Origin of the sequence: Acinetobacter sp. YH12144 (assembly GCF_013418345.1) — a bacterium.
GTDB lineage: Bacteria > Pseudomonadota > Gammaproteobacteria > Pseudomonadales > Moraxellaceae > Acinetobacter > Acinetobacter amyesii.
This window is the reverse complement of record NZ_VPCD01000003.1, coordinates 102645-115109: the sequence shown is the minus strand read 5'-3', so window position 1 is coordinate 115109 and position 12465 is coordinate 102645. Positions and strand designations below refer to the sequence as shown.

Sequence of the window (12465 nt, the reverse complement as noted above, 5' to 3'; positions counted from 1 at the left end):
ACATAAAATATATAAATCAATTGGTTATAATAAATTCAATACTATTTCTTTTGTATAAATCATTCAATTGCCGCGTTTTGTCACTTATTAACAATTCAAATAGAATCTAAATACTTTGTATTGGCTGAATCACTATTGCTGTGACAGGTACTTCACTTTTCAACTAAATTTAAGGTGTAAGCCTTTAAATACAATCGTATATTCCCGACAAAAATTGTCAGGATATTTTTAGAAACTTTGTAAATAAAAATTTTTAGAAATGGTTTAATCCCATATATTTTTTATGGTATTTTAATTTTCATCCTAAGGCAGCCATTGCTGTACAAATGAAAAGAGGGATAAAAATGTCGATTAACCAATTTTTGCCATCATTAGAAAAATTTGCAGAAGCAGAACATCAATATATTGAATATTTTACATCGAAAGGTGAAAAAGACATTTTAGGTAAAGTCATTTCAAATATGAAATCGACCGCTGAGATTCAAGCCTCTCAAGGCGTAGACTCATGGTTAGCATATGGCGTGTATTTACCTGCTGTAGAACGCATCTTTGCGCTACATCAAGGGGAAACAGAAGCTGAATTTTTTGAACGCACACAATATCCAGTTGAAATCGTACAAGCGTATAGCATTAAGGATCATGACATTGCGACATTGATTGCTGCAGACAAATACAGTCGAATCCACCAACAGCACCTCCCAGTTAATACTAGCCGCTGGCCTTATAGTGACGACGGTTCAAGTATTGATTTAAATCAATACCCTGCACGAATTAAAGCCAATATTTAATCTTTTATTTAATGAAATACTGAAAACAGATATAAAAGGCATCCGCACATGGATGCCTTTTATAAATTTTTTATTATTAGCAAAATTTCTTAAAGTTGCTGCTCAGCCTGCTGAAATTCACGAATATTTAATTCATTTAGTTCACCACGCCAAATCCATTTCAGTTTTGACTCAAGGAATACATCTCCTTCAAACCAAACAAATAAACCCTCCATCATTTTCGGCCAGTCTTCGCGTGTCACGATATTTTTACCTGAAATAATGGCAAGAATTGCAGCCAAAATCGTATCATGACTCACCGCTAGACTCAGACCATAATCATTGGTTGGATGAGTGTTGTAAATCAACTCCAAAACATCTACCACCCCATGAATGGGCTGTTTCATACCCGGCAAAGCATTATTCACAAAACTATTGATAAAGCCCAAGGCACCTTGCTTTTGAAAATATGGTCCTGCTTTTTTAATATCCAGCACAAAACTTCCCGGCTCGACCAATAATCCTTGTTCAATGATCTCGATATGGTGGGTATTTGGCTCAATCGTGACGTTATCTGCACCTTGAATCATCAATGCTGCCGTATCCACACAGCGCTGAATTGGACTAGAAATACAGTGTTGAATAACACGATCGGTATTTTCAACCAAATAGCTGCCCCACGCTTCGGCTAAATCACGTCCTTGATGCGTAAGTTGTAAGTCATAACCGGCCAAACCCTGTCCTTGTACAACTTCACGAATGGAATGACGTGTAAACAATGTTACAGGCGTCTTTTCATCCGGCAATAAGTCTATTGCTTTCAGCATACTAGGAGGGAGCAAATCTAGGGCCATAATTGACAGTTCTTATATGCAGGAGATTTAACGGAGTGTGCAGACACTATAGCATGAACCCGATTTAGCTCAAGTTTTGTCAGGCATGTTTGCCAAAGCATTTAAGGCCAATTCTTTCATTTCGGCATTTTTAAATGCAATAAATCCACCATTTAATAAAGTCTTGCGCTGGTTATATAAAAAAGCGCGACCTTTAAAATCAACCAAACCACCACCAATACGCTCGATTAAACATTGTCCAGCGCTCGTATCCCATTCACAGGTAGGATGAAAACGCGGGTAAATATCCACTCGATCTTCTAACATCATACAAAACTTATATGCACTACCAGCATGGTATGCCTGATAAGGACTAAGTTTTTCTAAAGCGTCTAGATAGTGCTTATAAATCGGCTTATTTTTAGCACTTTGACTCAAGCCAACGTGTACGACATTCTCTACAGAGGTTTGAACATATTCATACCATGTGGTTGACTGGCTATCATATTTCAGCGGCAGTCCCTCAAAGGGACAAATATATACGCTGTATTCCCCAGGGATCGCCAATATGGCAAAGGTAGTATTAGCACCCTCAACCAGACTCAGATTAATGGTAAATTCAGGTCTTTTATGTAAAAACTCTTTGGTACCATCCAAAGGATCAAGCAGCCAAAATTTTTGCCATTGCATACGTTCAGACTTGTCACCTTCCTCTGACAATAAAGGCAAGCTAGAAACTTTAGATAATGCTTGGGTAATATAGCTATTTGCACGAAAGTCAGCTTGCGTTACAGGTGAATCATCACTTTTACGTTCCACATCAAAATCTGCACCTGAGCAATAACGCTGATATTCTTCTCGCAAAATTTCGCAAGCTTGTGTCACAATGGGAACCAACTGCAAAATCAGTGGGTCTTGCGGTGCTGTTGTTGTTTTAAACATAGAATACCTTTATATGCCAAATTACTCAGAAAAGCCGACGATCATTTTCGATATGGACGGTACTTTACTCGATCTTGCTTATGATGATTTCATTTGGAATGAGCTGCTGCCAATTCGTTATGCTGAACAGCATCAATGCTCACTCGAACAAAGCAAGCAAACGCTATTTAGTTTTTATCAACAGCATAATCATACCCTAAAATGGTACTCCTCTCGCTTTTGGACGTCACAAGTTGGCGTTGATGTTTTGGCAATGCAAATAGAACAAAAAGCCAAAGTGGCTAAACGCGAAGGCTGCATTAAGCTGCTTACCTATCTAAAAGAAAATGGCTATCCTATTTGGCTTGCGACCAATGCCGACTTTGCAGGCTTACAATTCAAACTCGAAGAAACCGGTCTTCGTGATTATTTTGATGTTATCGTCAGTTCAGAAACTCTCGGTCATGCCAAAGAGTTTATTGAGTTTTGGCAAATATTAGCAAGCAAACACCCCTTCGATGCAAAAAACTGTTACTTCATTGATGACACAGAAAAAGTGCTCAATGGTGCAAAACTTTTTGGGATTGAACAGCTCTATTCGATTCAGCAACCTTCATCTGCCAAAGCGCCTCGCGAGACTTGCAATTACCCAATGCTGTCCGCATTAACAGATTTAATCCCTATTTTAGAAGCTCAAACGACTGAGCAAGCCGAGGAACAGAAAAAATATGCGTAAATCAAATCTATCCGAAGATGCGGTTGGTATGCGTATAGACAAATGGTTGTGGGCTGCACGTTTTTTTAAAACACGCTCTATTGCCAAAAATGCTATTGAAGGCGGTAAAGTTCATCATAATGGCGAACGCGTTAAAGTCTCTCGTGAAGTTCGTGTAGGCATGGAATTAACCATTGCACAAGGCCTTGAGAAAAAAACCGTGGTGGTGAAAGCACTGTCGGATGTTCGTGGGCCTGCCCCAACCGCTCAGCTGCTTTATGATGAAACTGAGGTCAGTATTGCAAAACGGGAATTGCTCGCATCACAAAGAAAGTTGCATAATCTAGCTCGGCCAGATCATCGACCAAGTAAAAAAGATCGTCGAGATATTGGTAAATTTAAAAGAGAAAATGATCAACAGTTTGACCAGCAATGGTCTTATAATGATGATTAAGTTAAAAGCGTCACAACATGTCGCACCTGTTGTGATTTTCATAGAACAAAAGGATGATTTCTGTCACTATACCCTCGTGGAACAGATTTAAACTGAATACATCCACTTGAGTATATTGTTTCGTGACATCGTATTGAGGTTGTAAGATGGATGATAATAAAAGCAAGGCGTTAAATGCGGCCTTAAGCCAAATTGAAAAGCAGTTTGGTAAAAACACCGTTATGCGTCTTGGTGATAACACCGTACAGGCAGTTGAAGCTGTCTCTACAGGTTCTTTAACATTAGATATCGCACTAGGTATTGGTGGTTTGCCTAAAGGTCGTATCGTAGAAATCTACGGTCCTGAATCTTCTGGTAAAACGACTATGACATTACAAGCTATTGCACAATGTCAGAAAGCTGGCGGTACTTGTGCATTCATCGATGCTGAACATGCATTAGACCCTCAATACGCACGTAAACTTGGCGTAGATATTGATAACTTACTTGTTTCACAGCCAGACAATGGTGAACAAGCACTTGAAATTGCAGACATGCTGGTACGTTCAGGTGCCATTGACCTGATCGTTGTCGACTCGGTCGCTGCACTGACCCCTCGCGCCGAAATTGAAGGCGAAATGGGTGACTCACACATGGGCTTACAAGCTCGTCTGATGAGCCAAGCACTGCGTAAAATTACCGGTAATGCGAAACGTTCTAACTGTATGGTGATCTTCATTAACCAAATTCGTATGAAGATTGGTGTAATGTTTGGTAGCCCAGAAACCACAACTGGTGGTAATGCACTTAAATTCTATGCATCTGTACGTTTAGATATCCGCCGTATTGGTCAAGTGAAAGAAGGCGACGAAATCATTGGTTCAGAAACCAAAGTGAAAGTTGTGAAAAACAAAATGGCTCCTCCATTCCGTGAAGCGATTTTCCAAATTCTTTATGGTAAAGGCGTGAACCATTTAGGTGAGCTTGTTGACCTCGCAGTACAACAAGAAATTGTTCAAAAAGCAGGTGCTTGGTATTCATACCAAGGTGACAAGATTGGGCAAGGTAAAAACAATACCATTCGCCACTTAGAAGAACACCCTGAACTTGTGCAAACTATCGAAAAACTGATTCGTGAACAACTTCTGACTACGGGTACAGCACCTGTAGAAGACAAAGACGAAGAAGAACCAGACTTTTTAGATGCTTAATTACAGCATACTTTAATAGCAGACGAAACGCCCTACGGGGCGTTTTGTTTTGCACTCAAAATTTGTATTAAAATGACCCCATGACTAAAGACCATTTTCCACTCTTGCTTGATTATGAAGCACTGAAACAACAGTTTGCAGAAGCTGAAGAAACTACCTGCGTAAATCATGCTGCACAAACTGACATTTCACATGACAATACTTCGGTGATCGATCACACTGCGTTGCATTTTGACACCAATGGTAAAGATGTTCATGCTGAAAAAAAATCGGGACTGCGCGGCTCTCGTCTACGCTCGTACGCTTTTGCAGTACTCACACGTAAAGAATACTCAAAAGCGGATTTAATCGAAAAATTAGCACTGTATGCGGATAGTCGTGAAGAAGTCATACACTTGGTGGAAGAACTCGCACGTGAGAACTATCAAAGCGATCAACGTGTAGCAGAAATGCTGTTGTCGAGTCAAAAGCGTAAAGGTAAAGGTCCCAACCGTATAAAGCTCGCTTTAAAAAATAAAAAAGTAGACAGTGAATTAATTCAGGATGAATTAAAAGAAACAGATTGGGTCGCCGAAGCCTACCAGCTCAAGATCAAAAAATTTGGCAAAGCTGTTGAACGTGATCCAAAACAAAAAGCCAAACAAATACGTTTTTTACAATATCGAGGATTCGATCTCGATACGATTTTTAAAGTGATTGCACGTAAAGAATTTGATGCCGAATAACAAAGATATAGATCTAAATAAAGAATTAATAAAACTAAAATAAAGAAGAATCTAGGATTAAAAAAAATGAGAGGACGTTTAATTTATTATGATTGAAACTGGTGGCAACCCTACCAGCAAGACTTCGGCACATCATATTTCTACTACCGTTGCTACCTTCCGGTCCTGGCGGGGTTTGTAGAGTACAATTGCGAAGTAACCGGCAGGGCTACCATTGCAAGAACAGAGTATAGAGATTTTTGATAAACATGCAAGACTAAAACCAAGAATTCCTGAGTAGAAAACACTGTTTGATTATTTATAAATCAATATGATGGTCGATGATGTAGAAAACGTGAAACATCATCACTATATTTTTACTTTAATACACAACAAGATTGTAAAAGCTTATTGCAATTCAGAACTTTGGCGTTTTTAATGTGCTTATCGTTTTATCTAAAGCAGTCTGTAATAAAACTATTCAATACGGACATGCTTGCAACTACATGGAATTTTTATGATGTTTAAACAGCATGTATTGTGTGCCCTTACATTGACTTGCTCAGGTACGCTATTTGCCAATATTCCAATTGAATCTCGCGGTTTGAGTGGCGCAGATAATGGCACTGTGTATACAGCAAATAATACAGCCATTCAAACAGGTGCTGGCTCTACCCCTACGCCAACAAATTTAAATTGGCAGCTCATGCAGAAGAACCAACAGCTCGAAAATGAATTGCGTAGCTTACGCGGTAAAATGGAAGAGCAAGACAATATTATCGAACAATTAAAAAGTGAACTTACAAACCGCTATGCAGATTTAGATCAACGTTTAGAGCTACTCCAACAAAAAGTAGATCCGAGTGAAGACACAGAGGCTGCTGAGGATAACCAACAAGGTACTGCACCCAGTAGCAGCTAATATAGCCCCTACACCAGCTAAACAACCTACGACCCAAGCAACATTAAGCTCATCTGCAAAACAACCTGTAAATGCAGGTGGTGACTCACTTGAGCTTGAGAAAGCAGCTTATACCGTTGCTTTAGATGCATATAAACAAGGTGGTGCGAAAAAAGCCATTGCACCAATGAAAAACTTTATTAAGAATAATCCTAATAGCGTCTACATTAGCAATGCATATTTTTGGTTAGCTGAGTTCAACCTTGCTGTTGAACCGACCAACTACGCAGAAGCGAAAAAGAACTATAGTATCGTGGTAGATCAATACCCTGAGTCGACCCGCGCGCCTAGAGCGTTATATCAACTGTATAGCATTGCAAAAGACGTCGATCGAAATAGCAGTTTAGCAACGCAGCTCAAAACCAAGCTTACCCAAAAATATCCAAAATCTGAAGAAGCAGGCTTTGTTAAAAAATAGTCCTATTTTTAACGCAAAAAAAAGACACCTTATAAGGTGTCTTTTTTTATTCGCAGCATTTAGCGTACGATACCACGCTTAGACTGCTCAAGTGAGTCAATCAACAATTGCGCTTCTGCCACTTCAGGCAAAATTTCAGTACGAATACGCTCAATCGCTTCATTCGTCGTTAAACCATCTTTATAGATCAATTTAAAGGATTCACGTAAACCTTGAATCACATTTTTAGACCAACCTTTACGACGCATGCCTTCAATGTTCATGGCAAAAGCATGGGCTGGATTACCAGATACCATGACATAAGCAGGTACATCTTTCAAAATAAGCGATGCACCACCGATCATACTGTATGAATCGATTTTACAGAATTGATGAATACCAGAGTTACCACCTACGATGACATAATCACCAATGTGGACATGACCTGCAACGCCGACGTTATTAGCAAAGATATTATGATCACCTACCACACAGTCATGTGCAATATGTGTATTCACCATCAATAAATTATGACTACCAACTTTAGTTAGACCCTGATCTTGAACAGTACCACGGTGTAAACTACAGTGTTCACGAATCGAGTTATGATCCCCGATTTCTAACCAAGTTTCTTCACCAGCATATTTCAAGTCTTGGCAGACTTCACCAACACTGGCAAATTGAAAAATTTCGTTATGTTGACCAATACGGGTATAACCACCCACCACAACATGTGAATGCAGTTTAGTACCCGCTCCAATTGTGACTTGAGGACCAATAATACAATATGGTCCAATTTGCACATCCGGAGCAATTACTGCTGATGAGTCAATAATGGCGGTAGGATGAATTAATTCGTTATTGCTCATGCTGTCTCTGTTTTCTGATGCGAAACCATAATTTCCGCGGTTGCTGCGACTACGCCATCTACAGTGGCAACACAATTATATTTGTAAATGCCACGCTTTTGCATCACTAATTCTGATTTTAATACAAGTTGATCGCCTGCAACGACTTGTTTTTTAAATCGGACCTTTTCTGCACCAGCAAATAAGAACAACGAACCAGCTGAAGGTTTCTCATTATTCATAATGAAACCTAAGATACCCGATACTTGCGCCAATGCCTCAACAATCAGCACGCCCGGCATAATTGGGTATTCAGGGAAATGGCCTTGTAAAAATTCTTCGTTAATCGTTACATTTTTATAGCCTACAATCCCGTTGTCAGTCACTTCAACAACACGATCAACCAATAAAAACGGATAACGATGTGGCAAATATTCACGAATAGTCTGAATAGTCATTGGTAATTCAGGTTTTGTGAAAGCTGGGGTATTCGACTCTGTCATCATAATTATTTACGCAATTTAAATGTTGATTCAAGGGACTCAATTTGAGACTGCATATGATCAAGTCGTTTGACCAATTGGGTCAATGGCACATCTGCTAATTGTTTAAAGCGGATTGCTGCCTTTTTCCAAGAACCACTTTCAAGCATTGGCGTACCTGAAGAATAACTTCCAGCAACGGAAATACTTTTTGTGACCATTGACATACCGGTAATTGTCACATTATCTGCAATATTAATGTGACCTACGATACCAACAGCCCCTGCAAGCACACAATTTTTGCCAATAGTTGTACTACCCGCAATGCCACATTTCGCAGCCATTGCCGTATTTGCACCTACTTTGACGTTATGCGCGATTTGCACAAGGTTATCAATAATGACACCATCTTCCAAAATTGTGTCATCTAAAGCACCACGGTCGATACTACAATTTGAGCCAATACGCACATCATTCCCGATGCGTACAGAACCTAATTGAGCAATACGATGCCATTTCCCTTGATAAGGTGCAAAACCAAACCCTTCACCACCGATCACCGTATTTGCATGGATACGTACGCGATCACCTAACTTGGCTTCACCAGTAATTGTCACATGCGAATCGATAAAACAATCTTTACCAATTTCAACGCCATGATCAATCTTCACTTGTGATTCAATGCGCGTCCCTTCACCCACCACACTATTCGCACCAATTACCACATAATGCCCAATATAAGCAGTATCAGAAATGATTGCGGAAGGATGAATTTGGGCAGTACTTTCAATACCTGTTTCTACAGATTTCTTTTCAAAAACATGCGTCAGAATAGCGAAAGCCAGATACGGATTGGGTACAACAATGAAGTTTTGCTGTGAAGGGATTTGTGACTGCATGTCTGCAGTCACAATCAGCGCACCAGCCTGAGACTGTTGAGCTTCATTCAGATATTTATCTGCGCTTAAAAATGCAAGCTGATGCGGTTGAGCACTCTCTAGACTTGCCATTCCACTGAATTGCAAGTCTAGCTGACCAATACATTGACCTTGAACAAGTTGAGCAAGCTTTTCTAAACTGAATTTTTGAGAATTCATTGATTATTTAATTGCATTAACCTTTTGAATCATTTTATCAGTTAAATCAAACTTAGGGTCATACGCAAGTGCTGAATTTTTATTCAAAACAACATCTAACTTATTTTCTGTGCGCAATTGTTCTGCAACTTGCTTGATTCGAGTATCCATCGTGCGATTTAAGGACTGAATATTCCCTTGAACCGAAGCTTGAACTTTTTGCTGTAAATCAGTCAGCTCTTTGAGTTTAGTTTGATACTGTTGACCCATTTGCTGCTTTTGCGCAGCAGTCAACTTATCACCACCTTGCTGAGCTTTTTGTTGCATTGCTTCCAGCTCTTTAGCAAGTGATTCAATTTTAGTGGTTTGTGGTTTCAATTGCTGTTGAATTTGAGCATTTTGTTGTTTTATATAAGTGCTTTGATCCACCACCTTTTCTAAATCAACCACACCGTAACCTGCTGCATGTACCACAGCAGAACATGACATACCCAATACCGCCAAACCAGCAAATAATTTATTCATCTTATCAACCTGTAATTTTGTTATTCCCAGAAGGGTCGTACTTAGAACGTACGACCAATCTCGAATTGGATTTCTTTTGTTTCATCGCCAGCTTTGTCATTTAGTGGGAATGCATAACTCAGTGAAATTGGACCAATCATCGTGATCCAAGTAAAACCTGCACCAACGCTATAACGCATGTTATTCATATCAAAACCGTAGTTATCTTTACAGTATTGACGGTCTTCACTAGATTTAGGAACGTCACATTGGGTGTCAAATACTTGTGCGCCTTCAGCAAACAATACTGGACGAACTTGACGCGCCCAATCGCCTTTAAATGGCACAGGTAAAGCCAATTCAGTACCAAATTGAATTAAAGCATTACCACCGACTTCTTCTGGATCGTAGTCAACCTGATTTTGCGCATCATAATACACACCAGGATATTTCGGCCCTAGAGTACTGTTGTCATAGCCACGTACCGAACCAAAACCACCTGCATAGAAATTTTTGTAGAACGGTAAATCATTACCATAGCCTAACTTACCGTAACCACGTAACACAAAGTCTTTACCGAGTGGGAAATAAGCTTGTGCGTCGTAAGTGATTTTTTGGTATTCAACATCACTGCCCGGTAATGCAATTTCGGCATTGACGCGGTGTGACATACCCGATGTAGGGAATACCGGGCGATTCAAGGTGTTATATGACCAACCCAAGTTAAGGTTATAAGTTAAGAAATCACCTTTAAACGCACTATCGTATGATTCTTCAGGTACTGCGCAAGTGTTGTGAGTAACAATTTTATTACCTTCACTATCTAGTACAAAATCTCCATTCGCATCAGTTTTGTATACAGGCACAGTTAATTGTGAGTTACCAGACGCATCAGTAGGACAGAATGATGTGGTATCCGTCGCCTTCCCACCATTTGCTAGTAAATAATCACGCACATAAGTAGAAACATATGGGCCTGTAGTTACTTCGGTATTATCAATATTCAAGCCCATACTGATACTTTGGTTTTCATCGATCGGATAACCAAAGTTGATACCACCACCAAAACTGTCAGTGACGTAGTTGTTAACGTTATAGTCGTCATCTAACTTGGTTTTACGGTAGTACATATTATAACCACGACGTACACCATCAATAGTGAAATACGGGTCAGTTACACTGAGGTTGTAATAATCTTGAGTCTCTGAACGAGACAAATCGATAGAAACTGCATTACCTGTACCCAAGAAGTTGGTTTGACTCAAACCTGCTTGGAAAGTTACACCGCCACTTTGTGAGAAACCAACAGCTAAAGTACTTGTCCCCGAATGCTGCTCTTCAACATTTACATTTAAATCAATTTGATCTGGCGTACCCGGAATACGTGCAGGCTTAACATCAACGGTTTTAAAGAAACCAGTACGTTCTAAACGCACTTTAGACAAATCAATTTTTTCGTTACTTGCTAATGCGCCTTCCATTTGACGCATTTCACGACGTAGAACTTCATCAGCTGTTTTCGAGTTACCTGTGAAATTAATACGGCGAACAGTGACTTGCTGACCCGGATTCACATAGTAATTTAAATCAACCAATTTGGTGTCTTTATTGATTTCAGGAACAATGTTCACTTCTGCAAAGTAGTAACCTGCGTTACCATATTTACGAAGTAAAAGTTGTTTAACACCATTCACTTTTTCTTGTGAATATAAATCGCCATCTTTATAGAGTTTTAAAGCGTTTAAATCAGTTTGCGTATAAAGCGTATCACCTAAGAAATGGGTTTCACCAAACTTAAATTGTTCTCCTTCATCCACCGAAACTTCGATAAAGACATGCTTTTTATCTTCACTCAAATTCAGACTTGAATTAGTAATGTTGAAGTTGATGTAACCTTTGTTGAGATACATCGCACGTAAAGCTTCTAAACTCGCAGCCATCTTTTCACGTGCATAGCGGTCATTACGAGAAATGATCGAGTTCCAACCACTTTCTTTTAATGCAAAAATTTGTTTAATTTCACTTTCTTTAAAAACCGTATTACCAATGATATTGATATCAAATACTTTGGCAGATTGACCTTCTTCAAACTCGATTAAGACATTGACACGGTTATTCGGTTGAGCGGTTGTAATAACTTTAACATCAGCATCATAACGACCTTGCTGCATGTACTGTTGTTCTAATTCAGTCTCAACCGTTTGCAAAGATGATTTCTTTAAAACTTCACCTTCAGACAGACCCATTTTCTTTAAGCCTTCTTCCAAGGCTTCTTTAGGAATAAGTTTATTGCCTTTTAGCTCAACTTTAGAAATTACTGGGCGTTCAACCACTGTATATACAAGGGTATTACCGACTTGTGAAGACTTCACATCATCAAACAAACCCGATGCAAACATGCTACGAATTGAGTTTGAAATGATTTGATCATTGACACGATCACCAGCGGAGAATGGGATCATTCCGGCTACATTGTCAGGAGTTAAACGCACTAAGCCATCAACACGAATATCTTGTACTACAAAATCATCTGCTGCATATACTTGTTGTGCTACGGCCATAGCACTAACCAGTGCCAATGGCATAAATAAATGTTTGTGCTGCATGCCAGTC

General features: G+C 39.4%; 12 protein-coding genes, 1 other RNA gene and 1 pseudogene. 6 read left to right on the top strand and 8 right to left on the bottom strand.

Annotated features, from left to right (window positions below; genetic code table 11):
• Positions 1-344: 344 nt before the first annotated feature.
• Positions 345-788: a hypothetical protein gene (locus tag FTU79_RS03320; protein ID WP_180007777.1), complete on the top strand. Its 444-nt coding sequence runs from the start codon at positions 345-347 to the stop codon at positions 786-788.
• Positions 789-877: 89 nt separating this feature from the next.
• Here FTU79_RS03320 and FTU79_RS03315 read toward each other — a convergent pair whose 3' ends face one another.
• The gene (locus FTU79_RS03315; protein ID WP_078188709.1) at positions 878-1621 is read right to left on the bottom strand and encodes a histidine phosphatase family protein; all 744 of its coding nucleotides are present in this window, start codon (positions 1619-1621) and stop codon (positions 878-880) included.
• 69 nt (positions 1622-1690) lie between these two features.
• Complete coding sequence (locus FTU79_RS03310; RefSeq protein ID WP_180007775.1) at positions 1691-2542, bottom strand: 3'(2'),5'-bisphosphate nucleotidase CysQ; 852 nt, start codon at positions 2540-2542, stop codon at positions 1691-1693.
• Between the two features lie 13 nt (positions 2543-2555).
• Between FTU79_RS03310 and FTU79_RS03305 the strand changes: the two genes are divergently transcribed.
• From FTU79_RS03305 to FTU79_RS03290, 4 genes are all read left to right on the top strand, one after another.
• Positions 2556-3257 (top strand): HAD-IA family hydrolase, encoded by a 702-nt coding sequence (locus FTU79_RS03305; RefSeq protein ID WP_180048914.1) that lies wholly within the window; start codon positions 2556-2558, stop codon positions 3255-3257.
• A complete protein-coding gene (locus FTU79_RS03300) occupies positions 3250-3690 on the top strand; it encodes an RNA-binding S4 domain-containing protein (protein WP_180007773.1) in 441 nt (146 codons plus the stop codon). The genes FTU79_RS03305 and FTU79_RS03300 overlap by 8 nt, the downstream gene beginning before the upstream one ends.
• 146 nt (positions 3691-3836) lie before the next feature.
• A complete protein-coding gene (gene recA, locus FTU79_RS03295) occupies positions 3837-4880 on the top strand; it encodes a recombinase RecA (protein ID WP_078193524.1) in 1044 nt (347 codons plus the stop codon).
• Positions 4881-4960: 80 nt separating this feature from the next.
• The gene (locus FTU79_RS03290; protein ID WP_180048913.1) at positions 4961-5605 is read left to right on the top strand and encodes a regulatory protein RecX; all 645 of its coding nucleotides are present in this window, start codon (positions 4961-4963) and stop codon (positions 5603-5605) included.
• A 108-nt stretch (positions 5606-5713) separates the two neighbouring features.
• On the opposite strand, the gene ffs is transcribed toward FTU79_RS03290, so the two are convergent.
• An RNA gene (ffs, locus tag FTU79_RS03285) (signal recognition particle sRNA small type) lies at positions 5714-5810 on the bottom strand.
• 291 nt (positions 5811-6101) lie between these two features.
• Between ffs and FTU79_RS03280 the strand changes: the two are divergent.
• Positions 6102-6963: pseudogene (locus FTU79_RS03280) on the top strand (YbgF trimerization domain-containing protein).
• Positions 6964-7022: 59 nt separating this feature from the next.
• On the opposite strand, the gene lpxA reads toward FTU79_RS03280, so the two are convergent.
• The 5 genes from lpxA to bamA are packed head-to-tail and all read right to left on the bottom strand — an operon-like array spanning position 7023 to position 12458.
• On the bottom strand, positions 7023-7811 hold the full coding sequence (lpxA, locus tag FTU79_RS03275; protein ID WP_168377606.1) for an acyl-ACP--UDP-N-acetylglucosamine O-acyltransferase: 789 nt from the start codon (positions 7809-7811) through the stop codon (positions 7023-7025).
• Positions 7808-8293: a 3-hydroxyacyl-ACP dehydratase FabZ gene (gene fabZ, locus FTU79_RS03270; RefSeq protein WP_171263789.1), complete on the bottom strand. Its 486-nt coding sequence runs from the start codon at positions 8291-8293 to the stop codon at positions 7808-7810. Before fabZ ends, lpxA begins: the two co-directional genes overlap by 4 nt.
• A gap of 5 nt (positions 8294-8298) precedes the next feature.
• On the bottom strand, positions 8299-9369 hold the full coding sequence (gene lpxD / locus FTU79_RS03265) for a UDP-3-O-(3-hydroxymyristoyl)glucosamine N-acyltransferase (protein ID WP_180048912.1): 1071 nt from the start codon (positions 9367-9369) through the stop codon (positions 8299-8301).
• Positions 9370-9372: 3 nt separating this feature from the next.
• The gene (locus FTU79_RS03260) at positions 9373-9873 is read right to left on the bottom strand and encodes an OmpH family outer membrane protein (protein WP_180048911.1); all 501 of its coding nucleotides are present in this window, start codon (positions 9871-9873) and stop codon (positions 9373-9375) included.
• Between the two features lie 41 nt (positions 9874-9914).
• Entirely contained in the window at positions 9915-12458 is a 2544-nt protein-coding gene (gene bamA, locus FTU79_RS03255; RefSeq protein ID WP_180048910.1) for an outer membrane protein assembly factor BamA, read from the bottom strand.
• Positions 12459-12465: the final 7 nt, after the last annotated feature.